This window comes from Bradyrhizobium sp. CCBAU 45389 (assembly GCF_028128625.1).
GTDB lineage: Bacteria > Pseudomonadota > Alphaproteobacteria > Rhizobiales > Xanthobacteraceae > Bradyrhizobium > Bradyrhizobium liaoningense_B.
This window is the reverse complement of sequence record NZ_LBIY01000099.1, coordinates 362,807-378,717: the sequence shown is the minus strand read 5'-3', so window position 1 is coordinate 378,717 and position 15,911 is coordinate 362,807. Positions and strand designations below refer to the sequence as shown.

23 protein-coding genes are annotated in these 15,911 nt (G+C 64.5%); 11 read left to right on the top strand and 12 right to left on the bottom strand.

The features are described 5' to 3' along the window. Nucleotides 1-48: 48 nt before the first annotated feature. Together XH79_RS41015 and XH79_RS41010 are read right to left on the bottom strand one after the other, a co-directional pair. Nucleotides 49-1,011 (bottom strand): D-2-hydroxyacid dehydrogenase family protein, encoded by a 963-nt coding sequence (locus tag XH79_RS41015; protein ID WP_271585400.1) that lies wholly within the window; start codon nucleotides 1,009-1,011, stop codon nucleotides 49-51. 130 nt (nucleotides 1,012-1,141) lie between these two features. Beyond that, nucleotides 1,142-1,357 (bottom strand): hypothetical protein, encoded by a 216-nt coding sequence (locus XH79_RS41010; RefSeq protein WP_212339743.1) that lies wholly within the window; start codon nucleotides 1,355-1,357, stop codon nucleotides 1,142-1,144. A 234-nt stretch (nucleotides 1,358-1,591) separates the two neighbouring features. On the opposite strand from XH79_RS41010, the gene ettA reads away from it, so the two are divergent. Further along, entirely contained in the window at nucleotides 1,592-3,241 is a 1,650-nt protein-coding gene (ettA, locus tag XH79_RS41005) for an energy-dependent translational throttle protein EttA (protein ID WP_271585399.1), read from the top strand. A gap of 7 nt (nucleotides 3,242-3,248) precedes the next feature. Continuing rightward, nucleotides 3,249-4,475: a lytic murein transglycosylase gene (locus tag XH79_RS41000; RefSeq protein WP_271585398.1), complete on the top strand. Its 1,227-nt coding sequence runs from the start codon at nucleotides 3,249-3,251 to the stop codon at nucleotides 4,473-4,475. Nucleotides 4,476-4,558: 83 nt separating this feature from the next. Here the strand turns inward: XH79_RS41000 and XH79_RS40995 are convergent, their stop codons facing one another. Continuing rightward, nucleotides 4,559-4,840, bottom strand: coding sequence for a hypothetical protein (locus tag XH79_RS40995; protein WP_212339741.1), 282 nt, complete (start codon nucleotides 4,838-4,840; stop codon nucleotides 4,559-4,561). Nucleotides 4,841-5,077: 237 nt separating this feature from the next. Then, nucleotides 5,078-5,398, bottom strand: a complete 321-nt coding sequence (locus tag XH79_RS40990; protein WP_212339740.1) for a hypothetical protein — start codon at nucleotides 5,396-5,398, stop codon at nucleotides 5,078-5,080. A gap of 132 nt (nucleotides 5,399-5,530) precedes the next feature. Between XH79_RS40990 and XH79_RS40985 the strand changes: the two genes are divergently transcribed. From XH79_RS40985 to bfr, 3 genes are all read left to right on the top strand, one after another. Beyond that, nucleotides 5,531-5,839: a hypothetical protein gene (locus XH79_RS40985; RefSeq protein ID WP_212339993.1), complete on the top strand. Its 309-nt coding sequence runs from the start codon at nucleotides 5,531-5,533 to the stop codon at nucleotides 5,837-5,839. Nucleotides 5,840-5,996: 157 nt separating this feature from the next. Next, the gene (locus XH79_RS40980; protein WP_212339739.1) at nucleotides 5,997-6,269 is read left to right on the top strand and encodes a (2Fe-2S)-binding protein; all 273 of its coding nucleotides are present in this window, start codon (nucleotides 5,997-5,999) and stop codon (nucleotides 6,267-6,269) included. A 133-nt stretch (nucleotides 6,270-6,402) separates the two neighbouring features. After that, nucleotides 6,403-6,891 carry a bacterioferritin gene (bfr, locus tag XH79_RS40975; RefSeq protein ID WP_011089420.1) on the top strand — a complete coding sequence of 163 codons (489 nt, stop codon included), beginning with the start codon at nucleotides 6,403-6,405 and terminating at the stop codon, nucleotides 6,889-6,891. A 224-nt stretch (nucleotides 6,892-7,115) separates the two neighbouring features. Here bfr and XH79_RS40970 read toward each other — a convergent pair whose 3' ends face one another. Further along, nucleotides 7,116-7,718 carry an MSMEG_1061 family FMN-dependent PPOX-type flavoprotein gene (locus XH79_RS40970; RefSeq protein ID WP_212339738.1) on the bottom strand — a complete coding sequence of 201 codons (603 nt, stop codon included), beginning with the start codon at nucleotides 7,716-7,718 and terminating at the stop codon, nucleotides 7,116-7,118. Nucleotides 7,719-7,740: 22 nt separating this feature from the next. Here XH79_RS40970 and XH79_RS40965 point away from each other — a divergent pair, with 22 nt between their 5' ends. Beyond that, complete coding sequence (locus XH79_RS40965) at nucleotides 7,741-9,258, top strand: S8 family peptidase (protein WP_271585397.1); 1,518 nt, start codon at nucleotides 7,741-7,743, stop codon at nucleotides 9,256-9,258. Nucleotides 9,259-9,304: 46 nt separating this feature from the next. Then, complete coding sequence (locus XH79_RS40960; RefSeq protein ID WP_271585396.1) at nucleotides 9,305-9,547, top strand: hypothetical protein; 243 nt, start codon at nucleotides 9,305-9,307, stop codon at nucleotides 9,545-9,547. A gap of 4 nt (nucleotides 9,548-9,551) precedes the next feature. Here the strand turns inward: XH79_RS40960 and XH79_RS40955 are convergent, their stop codons facing one another. Continuing rightward, entirely contained in the window at nucleotides 9,552-9,905 is a 354-nt protein-coding gene (locus XH79_RS40955; RefSeq protein ID WP_212339735.1) for a hypothetical protein, read from the bottom strand. Nucleotides 9,906-10,045: 140 nt separating this feature from the next. Then, nucleotides 10,046-11,107: an alpha/beta fold hydrolase gene (locus tag XH79_RS40950; RefSeq protein ID WP_271585395.1), complete on the bottom strand. Its 1,062-nt coding sequence runs from the start codon at nucleotides 11,105-11,107 to the stop codon at nucleotides 10,046-10,048. A 128-nt stretch (nucleotides 11,108-11,235) separates the two neighbouring features. On the opposite strand from XH79_RS40950, the gene XH79_RS40945 reads away from it, so the two are divergent. Together XH79_RS40945 and XH79_RS40940 are read left to right on the top strand one after the other, a co-directional pair. Next, entirely contained in the window at nucleotides 11,236-11,502 is a 267-nt protein-coding gene (locus XH79_RS40945; protein WP_271585394.1) for a DUF2277 domain-containing protein, read from the top strand. A 95-nt stretch (nucleotides 11,503-11,597) separates the two neighbouring features. Beyond that, the gene (locus tag XH79_RS40940) at nucleotides 11,598-11,819 is read left to right on the top strand and encodes a hypothetical protein (protein ID WP_271585393.1); all 222 of its coding nucleotides are present in this window, start codon (nucleotides 11,598-11,600) and stop codon (nucleotides 11,817-11,819) included. A gap of 47 nt (nucleotides 11,820-11,866) precedes the next feature. On the opposite strand, the gene XH79_RS40935 is transcribed toward XH79_RS40940, so the two are convergent. Then, nucleotides 11,867-12,382 carry a collagen-like protein gene (locus tag XH79_RS40935; protein WP_271585392.1) on the bottom strand — a complete coding sequence of 172 codons (516 nt, stop codon included), beginning with the start codon at nucleotides 12,380-12,382 and terminating at the stop codon, nucleotides 11,867-11,869. Between the two features lie 157 nt (nucleotides 12,383-12,539). On the opposite strand from XH79_RS40935, the gene XH79_RS40930 reads away from it, so the two are divergent. After that, nucleotides 12,540-12,809, top strand: coding sequence for a hypothetical protein (locus XH79_RS40930; RefSeq protein WP_271585391.1), 270 nt, complete (start codon nucleotides 12,540-12,542; stop codon nucleotides 12,807-12,809). 21 nt (nucleotides 12,810-12,830) lie between these two features. On the opposite strand, the gene XH79_RS40925 is transcribed toward XH79_RS40930, so the two are convergent. Continuing rightward, nucleotides 12,831-13,076, bottom strand: coding sequence for a helix-turn-helix domain-containing protein (locus XH79_RS40925; RefSeq protein WP_018641007.1), 246 nt, complete (start codon nucleotides 13,074-13,076; stop codon nucleotides 12,831-12,833). Nucleotides 13,077-13,339: 263 nt separating this feature from the next. Then, entirely contained in the window at nucleotides 13,340-14,107 is a 768-nt protein-coding gene (locus XH79_RS40920) for an SDR family NAD(P)-dependent oxidoreductase (RefSeq protein ID WP_271585390.1), read from the bottom strand. 111 nt (nucleotides 14,108-14,218) lie between these two features. Between XH79_RS40920 and XH79_RS40915 the strand changes: the two genes are divergently transcribed. Next, on the top strand, nucleotides 14,219-14,704 hold the full coding sequence (locus XH79_RS40915; protein ID WP_271585389.1) for a J domain-containing protein: 486 nt from the start codon (nucleotides 14,219-14,221) through the stop codon (nucleotides 14,702-14,704). Between the two features lie 130 nt (nucleotides 14,705-14,834). Here the strand turns inward: XH79_RS40915 and XH79_RS40910 are convergent, their stop codons facing one another. Further along, entirely contained in the window at nucleotides 14,835-15,467 is a 633-nt protein-coding gene (locus tag XH79_RS40910; protein ID WP_271585388.1) for a hypothetical protein, read from the bottom strand. Between the two features lie 119 nt (nucleotides 15,468-15,586). Further along, complete coding sequence (locus XH79_RS40905) at nucleotides 15,587-15,838, bottom strand: hypothetical protein (RefSeq protein ID WP_212339727.1); 252 nt, start codon at nucleotides 15,836-15,838, stop codon at nucleotides 15,587-15,589. Between the last annotated feature and the right edge of the window lie 73 nt (nucleotides 15,839-15,911).

Here is a 15,911-nt window from a genome sequence, read left to right as displayed (position 1 = left end):
AACGAATTCAGATTGCGAAGGGCGTGCCGACGGCACGCCCTTTTCGTTTCAGGCCAGCTTGCGCGGCAGCTCGCTACCCTCAGTGAAGGCGTCGATCGCCTCGACCATCTGGCCGTAATGGATGCGCAACCCGTCCTCGGTCGCGTAGCCGAGATGCGGCGTCAGCACGAGATTGTCGAGCTTGCGGAAGGGATGGTCGACCGGCAGCGGCTCGACCGAGAACACGTCGATGCCGGCGCCCGCGATCTTGCGCTGCTGCAAGGCCTCCAGCAGTGCCTGCTCGTCCACGATCGGGCCGCGCGCGGTGTTGACGAGGAAGGCCGTCGGCTTCATCCGCGCAAGATCGGCGCGGCCCACAAGACCGCGCGAGCGCTCGCTCAGCACCACATGAATGGTGATGATGTCGGCCTTGGCGAACAGCTCCTCCTTCGTGGCGTAGCCGACGCCGGCCGCCGCACACTTCTCCGGCGTCAAGTTCGGGCTCCAGGCGATCACGTTCATGCCGAACGCCTTGGCGATGCCCGCCATCTTGCTGCCGAGCTTGCCGAGCCCGATGATGCCGAGCGTCATCCCCTCGATCTCGACGCCAGCAAAGGTCTGCCACGGTTCGCCCGCATGCATGCGTGCGTTCTCGCGGCCGATGCCGCGCGTCAGCTCCAGGATCAGGCCCATGGTCAGCGGTGCCGTGGGATCGCGCGAATATTGCGTGCCGCCGATGGCGATGCCGCGTCCCTTCGCCGCCTCCATGTCGATTGCGGCGTTGCGCATGCCCGACGTCAGGAGCAGCTTCAGCTTCGGCAAGCTGTCGAACAGGCTCTTGGGAAACGCCGTGCGCTCGCGCATCGCGCAGATGATCTCGAAGTCGGCCAGCGCGCTCGCCGCGGCCTGCTCCGAGGCGAAAGGATGGCTGAACACGGTGACGTCGACGCGGTCCGACAGTTTCGGCCAATCGGCGACGTCGAGGGCAAGGTTGAAATAGTCGTCGAGAATTGCGCAGCGCAGCCGGCTCATCAGCGTTCATCCATGGCGAGAGGTGAGGGCGCGGGCGGGGCGCCGTCGTCGGAACCGGGCCATGGTTGCGCGCAATCAGCCTCGCGCGCAAGCAGCCTGCGTCTTCAAAAATCCGATAGGAGGTCGTCGCTCAGAGGTCGCGCGGCTTGAGCCGGATCGGCGCATCCAGGCCGTGCTTGGCGCGCCAAGCGGGGCCGGGGCCACGCATGTAGTGCAGTTCGGGCCGGTAGGGGTTGAAGGCGGTGGTGAAGAAGCGCTTCCAGAAGGCCCTGATCTCCGAGACAAACCCGGAGACGCGCCCGGCTTCTGCCGGAACAGGAAGAGAATTGGTCTCGATCAGAGCCATGATGCGGCCTCGCTGTGCTCCCCGTTCGTTCTGAGCGGGCGGCGCTGTTTCCGCGCGAAACCGAGCTTTGGCCTGCTTTATTAAAAAATGGTTTCAATTGTCCGGATCTGCGTCCGGATGGTGTCCGTCCCGTATTCATCCGTGGTGAACGGAGGGAAAACGTTGCCCTTTGGGGGCGGGATCGTTACATCGGCGGCAAGCAAATTTCCTCAAATCGAAGGTTTCACGGGACCGATGGCGCGCCAGTTCATCTATTTCATGCAGGGCCTGACCAAGAGCTACCCGACCCGGAAGGTGCTCGATAACATCCATCTGAGCTTCTACCCGGACGCCAAGATCGGCGTGCTCGGCGTCAACGGCTCGGGTAAGTCGACGCTGCTCAAGATCATGGCCGGTCTCGACAAGGAATATACCGGCGAAGCCTGGGTCGCCGAGGGCGCCCGCGTCGGCTACCTCGAGCAGGAGCCGCACCTGGATCCTGCGCTGTCGGTGCGGGAAAACGTCATGCAGGGCGTCGCCAAGCAGAAGGCGATCCTCGACCGCTACAACGAACTCGCGGTCAATTATTCGGACGAGACCGCCGACGAGATGACCAAGCTGCAGGACGAGATCGAGGCCCAGGGCCTGTGGGATCTCGACAGCAAGGTCGATCAGGCGATGGACGCGCTGCGCTGCCCGCCTGACGACGCCGATGTCACAAAGCTTTCGGGTGGTGAACGCCGCCGCGTCGCGCTGTGCCGGCTGCTGCTCGACCAGCCCGAACTGCTGCTGCTGGACGAGCCGACCAACCATCTCGACGCCGAGTCGGTGTCGTGGCTGGAAGGCCATCTGCGCAACTATCCGGGCGCGATCCTGATCGTCACCCACGACCGCTACTTCCTCGACAACGTCACGGGCTGGATCCTCGAGCTCGATCGCGGCCGCGGCATCCCGTACGAAGGCAATTACTCGTCCTGGCTGGTGCAGAAGCAGAAGCGCCTGGAGCAGGAAGGCCGCGAGGAGGCCGCGCACCAGAAGACGCTGGCTCGCGAGCAGGAATGGGTCGCGTCCTCGCCCAAGGCACGCCAAGCCAAGTCCAAGGCGCGCTACCAGCGCTATGAGGAATTGCTCAAGCAGGCCAGCGAGAAGCAGACCCAGACCGCGCAGATCATCATTCCCGTCGCCGAGCGCCTCGGCGCCAACGTGGTCGATTTCGAAGCGCTCAGCAAAGGCTATGGCGATCGCCTCCTGATCGACGATCTCACCTTCAAGCTGCCGCCCGGCGGCATTGTCGGCGTGATCGGCGCTAACGGCGCCGGCAAGACCACGCTGTTCAAGATGATCACCAAGCAGGAAACGCCGGACAACGGCACGATCACGGTCGGCGAGACCGTGCATCTCGGCTATGTCGACCAGTCGCGCGACGCGCTCGACGGCAAGAAGACCGTGTGGGAGGAAATCTCCGGCGGCAACGAGCTGATCCTGCTCGGCAAGAAGGAAGTGAATTCGCGCGGCTATTGCTCGTCGTTCAACTTCAAGGGCGCCGACCAGCAGAAGAAGGTCGGCGCGCTCTCGGGCGGTGAGCGCAACCGCGTGCATCTCGCCAAGATGCTGAAGTCGGGCGCCAACGTCCTGCTGCTCGACGAGCCGACCAACGACCTCGACGTCGATACGCTGCGCGCGCTGGAAGAGGCGCTGGAGGATTTTGCCGGCTGCGCCGTCATCATCAGCCACGATCGCTGGTTCCTCGACCGCATCGCGACCCACATCCTGGCCTTCGAGGGCGACAGCCACGTCGAATGGTTCGAAGGCAACTTCCAGGACTACGAGAAGAACAAGATGCGCCGGCTCGGCCAGGACAGCATCATTCCGCACCGCGTGAAGTACAAGAAGCTGACGCGGTGATGGCGGCATGATGCGGCGGGCGCTCATCGCTGCGGTGATCGTCGTCACCTGCTGCTGGTCGTCCGCCCGCGCCGCCGACGCGGCCTTCACGCAGTTCATCGCCTCGCTGTGGTCGGAGGCGCAGGCGGCCGGCGTCTCGCGCGCGACGTTCGACGAACAGACGCGCGGGCTCGAGCCCGACTACAAGCTGCCCGATCTGATCCTGCCGGGACGGCCCGCGACCGGTGCGCCGTCGCAGGCCGAGTTCGTGCAGGTGCCTGCCGACTACGTCAAGGACGCCTCGATCGCGCGGCTGGCCGGCGAGGGCCAGCGGCTCTTGCAAAAATATCGTCCGGCGCTGACCGAGATCGAGAAGAGCTCCGGTGTGCCGGCCACCGTGATGCTCGCAATTTGGGGCCGCGAGACCGATTACGGCCGCTACACGCTGCCCTATGATCTCGTTCGTGTGCTGGCGACGCAGGCCTATGTCGGACGGCGCAAGGACACCTATCGCAACGAGTTCATCCTCTCGCTCAAGATCCTCGGCGAGGGCGTGGTGACGCGCAAGGACATGCGCTCCTCCTGGGCAGGCGCCACCGGGCTCACGCAATTCCTGCCATCCGAATATTACAAGCACGGCGTCGACTTCGACCGTGATGGCCGCATCGACATCTGGCATTCGGTGCCGGATGCGCTGGCGTCTGCCGCGCAACAGCTCGTCAACAAGGGCTGGCAGAGCGGCGTGCGCTGGGCCTACGAGGTGCAGGCGCCGGCGAAGGTCGATTGCACCACCGGCGTGCCGGAGGTGACGAAGCCCATCAGCCAATGGCTGCGCGAAGGCTTCGTGCCGGTGCGCGGCGCGAGGCTGAGCGCGGCCGAGCAGGCGCAGCCGGCCTCGCTGCTTCAGCCCGAAGGCATCTATGGTCCGTCGTTCCTCACGACGAAGAACTACTTCGTCATCAAGGAATACAATTTCTCCGACCTCTACGTGCTGTTCGTCGGCCATCTCAGCGATCGCATGACGAGCCCGCTGCCGTTTGCAACGCCCTGGTCGGCCTCGAAGCAAATGCGCACCAAGGATGTCGAGACCATGCAGCGCGGGCTCACCCGCGTCGGGCTCTACAAGGACAAGATCGACGGCAAGGCCGGCATGCAGACGCGTGCCGCGCTGGGCGCCTATCAGAAGTCGGCAGGACTCAAGGTCGATTGCTGGCCGAGTGAAGAGGTGCTGCGTTCGATCCAGGCCGCGCGCTAAAGCGCGAGACCAAAAGAAAAAAGCCCGGCCGATGCTCTCGGCCGGGCTCTTGATCGCGGCGCATATGCGCCAGGGCGATCAGATCAGTAGCAGACGCGAACCGGACGGCTGACCCAGCCGTAGCCGTCCCAATAGCGCTCACGACGCCAGTAGCAGGGCGCGGGCGGCGGGGGCTCGGCGACGTAAACGGGGCCGCCATAGGCGGGCCGGCTCGACGCGATGGCGCCGCCGACGATGGCGCCGCCAATCAGGCCGGCTGCGATGCCGGCGCCGACGTTGTCACCGGCTTTGGCGGACGGAGCAGCGGTCACCAGCGAACCGGCGACCGTCGCAACCGTGAGGGCGGCAACTAAAGTCTTCTTCATGCTCTTGGCTCTCCTGGGAGATGGGTTCCTCTTGTTAGAGGCGCCCGGGGTTCAAAGGTTCACGCACACTCTGATGGAATTGGCCTTGCGGCTAGGAAGCGCGCAAATGGTCAATCCACGGTAAACGCACACGGAGCTGTGACGAGAAAAAGCGGTCTTTTTCGGGCTCCAAGATGAACGGCATATCCGTAGTCAACCGGTCCAAGCAGCTGTTGCAAACGAGCCGGCCCAAGGGTCTCAGCCGCAAACCCGGACGCGGCGGACGCGCCAGGCGTAGCCATCCCAGAAGCGCTGCTTCTGCCAGACGCAGCCGCCGTAATAGTCGTCGGCGGCATAGCCCGGGCCCGGCGCGTAGTAGCGGGGCGGGTAGTAGCCCGGCTCGTAATAGCCGGGGCCCGGTCCGTAATAATACGGAGACGCCAGCGCGCCGCCGACGATGGCGCCACCGATGATCCCTGCCGCCACGCCGGCAGCGACGCCGCGCTGGGCATGGGCCGGCGTTCCGGCCGTCAGGGCCACAGCGGCGAGGGCAACGGCTGCCAGGAGCGACTTCTTCATCGATTGGACCTTTCGCATACGTACACGGGAACTCTTTGAGGTCAGAGTTCCATACTTCGTTTGAATGATCAATGAACGGCACCTTTGCCGGGGACGACCAATTGGTATGGACCGCAGGTCTGCCAGGAGACGATGATGGGCAACGCGATGATCAATGCATTGATTGCTGCCGGGATCGTCTTTGCGATCGGCTACGGCTGGATCACCCACCTCCAGAACCGTGGCCAGCGCCGCTCGCGCGCAGGGGCCGGCGGTGATGGTGGGGGTGCGGGCGACAGCTATTCGGGGAGCAGCGACGGCTTCTCGCTGGGCAGCTGGTTTTCCGGCGACAGCTCGGGGAGCTCGACCGACGGCGGCAGCTGCTCCAGCAGCGACAGCGGCAGCGGTGGTGGAGATTGCGGGGGCGGCGGCGATGGTGGAGGAGGCGGTGGCGGCGACTAGGCGCGCAAGCTTGATCCACCGCAATACCTTATTTTAGAGCCGTTCTAGGCTGTTTCCGGGCCAGTTTGGAATAGCTTCAAATACCGGTTTTTCCCTTTGCATCCGGCTGGCCCGTTAAATATCGATGATGGCGCATCACGAAGGGCCTGCCGCTTCCATGATCGTTTGTTCCTGTAACGTGCTGAGCGATGACGATATCCGCGCCGCCGTCGCCGAATCCGACGACGCCGTGCGCCATGCCAAACAGGTCTATGGATGCCTCGGCTGCAGCGCCGAATGCGGCCGTTGTGCCCGCACGATCAAGACCATCATCGACGAAGCCCTCGGTCCCTGCGCCAAGTCCTGCTGCTCCGGCTGCCCGCACAGCCACACCGTGGCCGCCAATGACGAGATCGCCGAGCCCGCCCAGTTCGCGCTCGCGGCCTGCTGAAATCTTCCGCATTCTCGGCTGAGCTTTTCCCCGGCTGCGTTCCCGTAGCTGGTTGCCCTCATTCGCAAAGTGATTTAGAAGCGTTCTAAATTCGGTTTAGGGCCGAATTGGACTGCAAGAGCTGGAGTGAACCATGCAGGGCGACGCAAAAGTCATCGACTATCTCAACAAGGCACTGCGTCATGAGCTGACTGCGATCAACCAGTATTGGCTGCACTACCGCTTCCTCGACAATTGGGGCCTCCTGGACATGGCCAAGGTCTGGCGCAAGGAGTCCATCGAGGAGATGGAGCACGCCGACAAGCTCACCGCGCGCATCCTGTTCTTCGACGGCTTCCCGAACATGCAGGTGCTCGATCCCCTGCGCATCGGCCAGAACGTCAAGGAGATCATCGAGTGCGACCTCGCCGCCGAGATGAGCGCGCGCGCGCTCTATCAGGAAGCGGCCACCTATTGCCACGGCGTCAAGGACTACGTCACGCGTGACCTGTTCGAGAAGCTGATGAGCGACGAGGAGCATCACATCGATTTCCTCGAGACCCAGCTCGATCTGATCGGCCGCATCGGCCTCGAGCTCTACACCCAGAAGCACGTTGGCGGGCTCGAGGGCGAAGGGCATTAAGCTCCGGCGCTAGCCGCACACTCGGTGTCGTCCCGGCGAAAGCCGGGACCCATAACCACCGGGAGTGGTTTGGCGAAGACTCGTAGTTATTAGCGTTATTAGCGCTCTACGTAACCACGTCCTGTGGCAATGGGTCCCAGATCTGCGCTCCGCTCCTGCCAACGCTGCGCGTTGTCGGGAGCTAGGCTTGTCCGGGACGACAGCTGAACTTGTAGTTCGCCACCCTACAGCTGCGCCTTGTAGCGCTCTTCCGTGATCGCCTGGCTCTCTGGCTCGCCCAGACCGGTCTGCTCGTGAATGACCTCGGTGATGCTCGGCATCACCGAGCGCTGCACCTTGTCAGCCGACCATAGTTTCGAGCGCATCAGCGCCTTGCCGCAGTGGAAATAGACTTCGCTCACCGCAACGTTCAGCACCGCGCGCGGCGGCTTGCCGAATTCTACCATGGAGGCGAGCAGGTCCGGATCGGCCGACAGCGTGCCGCGTCCGCCGACGCGCAACGTCTCGTCGATGCCGGGGACGAAGAACAGCAGGTGCACGAAACCCGAGCCTTCGACGACGTTGCGAAAACTGTCGATCCGGTTGTTGCCGGAGCGGTCGGGCATCAGCAACTGGTTGGGAGCGGCGACGCGCACGAAGCCGATGCCACCGCCGCGCGGCGAGGCATCGACGCTGCCGTCCGCTCCCGATGTCGCGAGCACGCAGAACGGCGACATCTCGATGAACTTCTTCGCATGCGCATCGATGGTGGGACGCGCCTTTGCGATCACGCGTGGGGTCGGCTTGGCATAGATGGTGGCGAGGTCTTCGGCGCAAAGATCGGTCACGAAGGTCTCCCTGATTGAGGACTTGAGGACATCAATAGCACGCGCGCCGCGGTGCCGTCACTGCACCGCACGGGCCGGGAGCAGGGTCATCGGGCCGCGCTGGTGGCATATACCGGAAATTTCGCTTATAACGGGTGCCGTACTTTATCGCTTTTCAGGGAAGGAATTCATCATGGCCCTGACGCAGGCAATGCGGGTCGCGGGCGACCGGCCGCGCCGTCGCAAGCATGTCCCGGGACAGCTCATCGTTCGGTTGAAGCCGGCCGTTGCCCGACAGATCGCAGCGGACGCGCCCCGGGCGGCTACGTCGCGCGCGCTGACGGCTGCGATGCCCGATGAGGTCCGGGGTCCGATCGATTTCCTGCGCGACAATTTCGGGCTTCAGTCGATGAAGCCGCTGTTCGTGGTCGAAGCCGGTGACGCACCGGCGCAGCCGCAGGCCTTGGCCGCGGTTCATCGCGCGATAGCGCGCTCTGCAACGGCGGCACCGCGAGAAGCGCTGGCCGGATTTCAGATCGTGCAGGTGAAGGACAGAAAGATAGATGCCGGAGTCCTGAAGCGCCTGAGTGCATCGAAGGCGATGGATCTGGTCGAGCCGGTCCCCAACCGGTGGCTCAGTGCCGCCGCCGATCCCATGAAGATCCGCCAGTGGGGCCTTCGCGCCATCAGATGGTTCGACAGGCGGCGGCCGGGTGCGGGGCGCGTTCACGTCGCCGTGCTCGATAGCGGTGTCGACGCCGGACATCCCGATCTTGCAGGAGCGATCGAGGAATACCGGCACGACGGCAACGGAGCGCGCGACTTTCTCGGCCACGGCACGCATGTCAGCGGCACGATCGCGGCCGTGGTCAACAATTCGGTCGGTCTCGCAGGCGTGGCCAATTGCCGGTTGCACTGCTGGAAGGTCTTCGACGATCCCAAGCGCGCAGGCGATGACGAGAACTTCAACTTCGAGTTCTACAGCAAGGCGCTCGCGGCCGCGCTCGATTCCAACATCAAGGTCATCAATCTCAGCATTGGCGGTGAGGACCATTCGAAGGCGGAGGCGGCGATCTTCGCCGAATTGATCGATGCGGGCGTCGTCATCTCGACCGCGATGGGCAACGAGTTCGAGACCGGCAATCCGAAGGAGTATCCGGCGGGCTACGCGGACACGATCGGAGTTGGCGCCGTCGACGAATCTCATCGGCGCGCCTCGTTCTCCAATACGGGCAAGCACATCAAGCTGGTCGCGCCGGGCGTCAACATCCTGTCGACAGTGCCGCGGGTGAAGGCGAGCTTCGCCGATCATACGAGTTACGATTCCTGGCCCGGCACGTCGATGGCAACGCCGCATGTGACGGGTGCCGCTGCACTCGTCTACGTCAACAAGCCGAAATCCAGAGCGGCCGGACTTGCGGTTGCCAGGCGCCTGATCGCGACGGCGACCAAATTGCCGTCGATGCGGGGACGGGACTTCACGCCGGAATACGGCGCGGGCCTCCTCGACGTCGCCGCTGCGCTCGGTCGCGCGAAACCGGCGAGGAAGCGGCGAAAATAGGTTCCTGCGACCTTGATCGGGCGCTGCGAACGGCTAGGTTCTCGGCATGTCCGTGCAGTTCAAATTCCGCGATCGTGTCGATCAGCGCCGGCGGCGCATGATCATCAAGACGCTCGCCGAGGCCGGCTACACCGCCCGAAGCCTGTTTCCGGGACAGAAGCGGCAGACCCTCGCCGCGATCTTCACCGTCGCCGATGCCGACGCCAAGTCCGTCCGCGCCGCGCTGGATGATTTCGGCGATGACATTGAATTTGTCGAGGCCTCGCCCAAGCGAAAGCTGAAGGCCTAGCGGCCTACACCGCGTCCGCGGGCACGAAGCAGCTGATGATGATGGCGCCGCGATGGCGGACGTACCAGACCACGGCCTGGCCGACCGGATTGCCGCGGTCGCGGATGATGGCGCGCTCGGGGACTTCCATCCATTGCCCCTCGATCGGCACCCAATAGGTGCCGCCGCGCACGTCGTATTCGGTGCGATGGCCGTCGGAAATGTCGCAGCAGGGCACGCCGTTCGGCGCGATCACGCTCTTGAACCAGGCGCGGATGTCGGGCGGGACGTGATCATATTGCCCGTTGTCGAACGCCAACGCGGCGCTCGTCAGCGCGGTCGTCGCGGCCAGCCAGACGCACAGTGCGAGCCTGTGCATGCGATGCTCCTCCTCACGCGTCGATTCGTATCGTTGACGCGATTAAGCCCGAGCTGCCGGCGCATTGCATGCTCAAATAATATGCGGCGCCGAAGCGCCGCACATGATGCATTGCGATATGAGGATTTGCGCTTCCTGTCCTACATCGTCCGTTGCGGCGCGGTTTGCAGCAATTGTCGGATTTGCTCGCTGTAGAACTTTGCATTGCTGGTGGTGCCGTGGCCGCGCGTCTCGGTGCTGGCGGGGATCAGGTAGAGGCGGCCGTTCTTGACGCGCTTCATCGCAGCGTCCGTGATGCCGGTCTCGGGCGGGTTGCGCTCGTCGTCGGCGGAATTGATCAGCAGCAGCGAGGCTTCGATCGCCTCCAGCTTTTCGCTCGCATTGTAGTCGTGCGAGGACTCCCACTGATAGACGAAGTCGTTGGCGTCGGCCGTGATCGGCGCCGCGAGCCGTTCGTCGACGATCTTGTCGGCCTTGGCTGCCGTCGGCGCCTGCGATTGATAGGCCAGCGTGCCGCCGATGCTGGCGATGCCGTAGGCGGTGATGGCGTATTTCATCATGCGCGGCTGGCTGGCGTAGTTGCCGCCGTTGTAGTCGGGATCGTTGCGGATGGTATCGAGCATGATCCGCCGCAGCATCCAGTTACGCGATGCCATCTCGGTCGGCTGCGAGGCCATCGGGATCAGCGCGTCCATCGCCTTCGGATATTTCTCGCCCCACAACCAGGTGTGCATGCCGCCCATCGAATTGCCGATGACGAGGCGCAGGTGCTTGACGCCGAGCCCTTCCGTCACCAGGCGATACTGCGCCTCGACCATGTCCTCGTAATCGTATTTCGGAAAGCTCGTCTTCATGCCGTCGGACGGCTTCGAGGATTTGCCATGGCCGATGCTGTCGGGAATGATGATGTAATATTTGGACGCGTCGAGCGGCTGCCCGGCGCCGAACAGCTCGCCGGCAAAGGACGGCGTCAGCATGCTCGCGCCCGAGCCGCCCGTGCCGTGCAGCACCAATACGGGCTGGCCGCTCGGCTCGCCCACGGTGGTGTAGTGCAGCCGCAGCTCCGGCATGGTTTCGCCGGTGTGGAACTTGAAGTCCCTGGCGATCCAGTCGCCCTGTTTGGGGGCCGGATAGTCAGCGGCCATCGCCCACGTCGAAACGGACAGCAGAACGCCTGTCAGCGCCGCGCAAGAAGCTCTCATGTCTCTCTCCTCGAGCGGCTCATGGTCGTCGGCCGCCTTGGTGCGGAACTTAGCAGAAGCGCGGGGAAGGATGTAGGATTTCGCCTCCGCCGATCGTCCTTATGGAAACCCAGGGAGAGAGACGCCGCATGTGCCGCAACATCAAGACGCTGTTCAATTTCGAGCCGCCGGCGACGGAGGACGAGATCCAGGCCTCGGCCTTGCAATTCGTGCGCAAGCTGTCCGGCTTCAACAAGCCGTCGCAGGCCAATGAGGCCGCCTTCGACCGCGCCGTCGCAGAGGTCTCGGAGGCCGCGCGAAGACTCCTGACATCGCTGCATACCCATGCCCCGGCGCGCGACCGCGAGGTCGAGGCGGAGAAGGCGAAGGAGCGTTCGAGGTTGCGGTTCGGCTAGAGGCTCCAGGGGCTCTTCCGTGATCTGGCTCACGGTACAGGTCGCCTCGACTTGCAATGATGCCTGCCGGGGTTTTGACAGCCCGGAGCACGACCATGAGCCGCCCCCTTCTTCCCCTCAAGGCAGGTGCCATCATCTTCACGCTGCTGTGGACCGCGTGGATGATGTGGTGGAGCGGCTCGTTCTCGAGCGCGAGCGTCGTGATCCTGGCCCTGTGTGGTGCTGCGGTCGGCTATCTCTGGTATCGCGCCATGCGCTGGCAGTTCGAGCGCATGGGCATGCTGCCGCGCCGGGATGATGCCTCCCGGTCATCTTGATTGGCACGTATCCCGGGCGCGCTGCTCTGCGTCCGGGCATGAGCAGACTAGCTCTTGCCGTGCTTCTTCTTTTTCTTCTTTTTCTTGTGATCGTCGGCTTCGCTGTCGTCGCTCTCGTCATCGGCGATCGGCTCGCCGGTCTCCATGACCGCAGCCTCCAGCGCCTCGCGCTCGGCGGCTTCACGCTCGCGCTGGCGGCGGCGCTCGTCCCAGGCGTCGAAGAGCTGCTCGAGCCACGGCAGCACCTGTTCGATCGACGGCAGCTGGCCGGGCGGACCTTGCTCGCCGCGAGGGCCTTGCGGCCCTGCCGGTCCCTGCGGTCCAACCGGACCCTGCGGGCCGGCAACGCCACGCGCACCGGCATCGCCCGGCTTGCCCTGCAGGCCGGCCTTGCCTTGGGGGCCTGCCTTTCCGATTGGTCCGGGCTTGCCCTGCGGCCCCGGCTTGCCGCGCGCGCCGTCCGGGCCCCGCTTGCCCGGATGACCCTGCGGTCCCGGCCGTCCCGGTTCGCCCTGCCGCCCACGCGGACCCGGGGGTCCCTGCCGTCCCTGATCGTCTGCCACGCCACTGCTCCCTTGACCGGAAGCAAGCTACTTAGCGGCGTTTGACGACAGCAGCAATTCTAACGGCGCATCGTGCCGCGCTCGATCAACATCAATCGACGGGACGAGGCGCCGTGTCATTGAGTTGTGAGGCCATGATCATCGCGAGGAGCGATCGATGCGCGCAGCATGGAAAATCGTCTGCCTGTCCGCCGCTGTCCTTGCCGCGGCCATCGTCATCGCGCAGCTGCTCGTGCCTGACATCGTGCCGATTGCGTTTGCCGAGGAGCCGCAGCCGTCATGGGCGGTCATGACGGCTTTCGTGCTTTGCGCCATCGAGCTGATGACGGCCGCGGTCGCGGTCATCGCACTTGCGATGCTGGTCGGCATGTGTGCGCAGCGCGGGCTGCGCCGCTTGTCTCGCGGCACGGCCACGCAGGCGGATTGATCATCCGCACGCAGTTGCGCACTACTCCTGACAGGTCGGCACCTCGATGCCGGAGGCGGCATAGAGCCTGATCTTGTTGCGCAGCGTGCGTACCGACAGGCCGAGCACGCGCGATGCGCGTGTGCGGTTGCCGTCGCAGCGGGCGAGCGTCTGGAGCACGAGCTCTCGCTCGACCTCGTCGACGGTTGCGCCGATCAGGAGTGGAACGATCTGGTTCGGAGCGAGGAATTGTGCGTCCTGCGGCGCCGCGACATGAACAGTGGTCATCAACACACCCCGATCAACGCCCGCTTCCTTCGCTGGAAGCGGATCGAGAACAAACGACCCCCAGGCCGTAAAACCACGGTGGGCGGGTTTGGTTAATGAAAGGTTAATTGCGCGCGATCGCACCCAGATGACCTCAGGAATGCCGCGAAGCGGCCGCGTTTGGCAGAAGATGCATGGCGATGCGGACCTATCTCGATCCGCAATTTCGTCTCTTTGCCTAGCGCAGCCGGCGATGATGCCGCGTGGCGACGATAGTGCGCCGCTCACACCGTCCGGTAGCCGCCGTCCACCATCACGATCGTGCCCGTGACGTAGGCCGACAGATCGGAGGCGAGGAAGATCGCGGGGCCCACGATGTCCTCGGGCTTGCCGGTGCGCGCCAGCGGCGTGTGATCGACGAAGGCCTGCACCAGCGCCGGATTGGTCGCGCGCACATGGGCGTTGATGTTGGTCTCGATGAAGCCCGGCCCGATCGCGTTGACGCGCACGCCTTCCTTGCCGAGCTCGACCGCGAGCGCCTTGGTGAAGCCGAGCACACCGTGTTTCGAGGTCGTATACGCCGCCGAGCTCGGCGTACGCAGATGCACGAAGGACTGGATCGAGCCGATATTGACGATGCGGCCTTTGCTCGCGCGCAGCGGCGCGAGAAAGGCCTGCGTCACGTTGAAGACGCCGTTGAGGTTGAGCGAGATGATGTCGTTCCAGTCCTTCGCCACCGTCTCGGTCTCGGCCGTGAAGGCGTTGCGGCGGGTGATGCCGGCATTGTTGACGAGGATCGAGACCTGTCCGACCTTGCCCGCGACCTGCTTTGCGAGCGCAAAGCAATCGTCACGTCTGGTCACGTCGAGCGCGAAGCTCTCGGCCTTGCCGCCGGCTTTGCGGATCTCCTGCGCGGCCTCCGCGACGGTGTCGGCGTTGACGTCGAGCAACACCACTTGCGCGCCCTCGCGGGCATAGCCGGCCGCGATCGCCCGGCCGATGCCGGAACCGGCGCCCGTGATTACGGCGATGTGGTTTGCGAGCAATGCCATGACATTTTCCTCCCGATTTCGTTTCTAAGTTTCATGAAAGGCTAACCCGAAATTAAGGGGTCGGAAACGGCGGCCTTGGCATACTGATCTTCATTGCTAAACGTTGCGCGCATGATGGAACGGCTTGAATCCTGGAAACTCGCTCTCGAACGCCTGCGGACGGCACAGCCGGCCGACTGGGCCGAGGCCGGCCGGATCGTGGCCGAGATCGTGCGGATGAGCACGGATGCCACGCTGCGGCAGGCCGCCGAGCAGGCGCTTCCGGTGCTGCGTCAGGCTCTGGTCAATGACGATCACAGCGTCACGCAGGCGGCGCAGCGCCGCCTCAGTGTGGTGCTCGAGGTCGTCCATGGTCTGACCGCGCCGCGCTTCGGTCGTCGCAACGCGATGCCGAAGAAGCTTTCGAGCGAGGATCGCGCCCGCAAGATGCTCGGCCTGCCGCTCGCGGTGCAGCTCACCTGCGACGACATCAACCAGGCCTACCGCCGTGCCGCCAAGGGCATGCATCCCGACCACGGCGGCACCGCGCAAGCCTTCATCGACCTCGCCGCCGCGCGCGATGTCCTGATCCATCCCGGCGCGCACAAGGACGCCTGAGAGATCGAGTGAGATCTCGTAGGGTGGGCAAAGGCGCGAAGCGCCGTGCCCACGGTCTTCTTCATGATGGACGGAGTGGTGGGCACGCTTGCGCTTTGCCCACCCTACGAGGCCTGAGCTTGCGGCGCGCTCAGCTCTTGTTCACGCAGCTCGGATAGGGCGCGGCTTCGCCTGGCACGATCGGGCAGAGGGCGATCGGATTGAGATCGTTCAGGCGGGCTTGCCAGCGTTCGTCCCTGACCGGCGGCTCGTCGCTCTCGGGGCCGCGCTCGGCCCATTGGATGGTGTAATAGTCGGTGGTGCCCTTCAGCGTGATCAGCAGCGCGGTCTCGCTGTGCCGGGTCGGGCCGCTGTCGATGCGGCCGCAGCCGATCACGGCGGCGAACGCCTCGAAGCGACCGAATGTCATGGCGCCGAGCGGCTGCGCTGCGAAGCTGTCGGGGCAGGCCGATCTGAAGCCGCCGGCAATGGTGCCCGCGAAGCTTTCCGGCGATGCATCCGGCGTCAGCGTCATGCCCTTCTCGCCGGTGACCGTGATCATCTGGATCCACTGCTCGGGCGTCTCGCCCTTCAGCACGGCTTCGCGGATGTAGTGGCCGCCTTTGGTGTTCTCGAACACCACCGCGAAATTCGACGGCATCGCGAAGCTGACGAGCTGGCCGAAGATCGGCGAGATCACGCGGAACGATTGCGGCGCCTGCGCGGGCGCCGCGGAGACGAGCGCGAGTGACAAGATGGCTGCCGTCGTGGTGAGCGTGCGCATCGATTGATCCCGCCAGGACTTAACAGAAAGGCTGGATAGAAACGCTGGATGGAAACGCGAACGGGCAAGGATGCTAGCATTGCATCCTTGCCCGGCCCTTGTCGTCCGCCGATCGAATCTTACCAGGTGCAGTGACCGGCCTTCAGCGCATTGTCTTTCACCACGAGCGCGTCGAGGAAGGTCGGCACGGTCGCGCTGGCGCGGTGATAGCCGGCCGGCCACGGCGTGGTCGGGAGGCTCTCGTCCCAGATCTGGCAGAAGCCGGTGTCGTGCCAGCGGATCAGATGATAGCTGGCTTCGGCGGGGCTCGCGGCGACGAAGGCCGTGACGGCAAGACCCGCAGCAGCGCACAGCATGGAAAGACGACGCATGATCAGCTCCTCAAATGAAAGATGTGATGCGCCTCCCGACAATGATGGGGAGGAGTGGCGCGGGGCGCTTCTT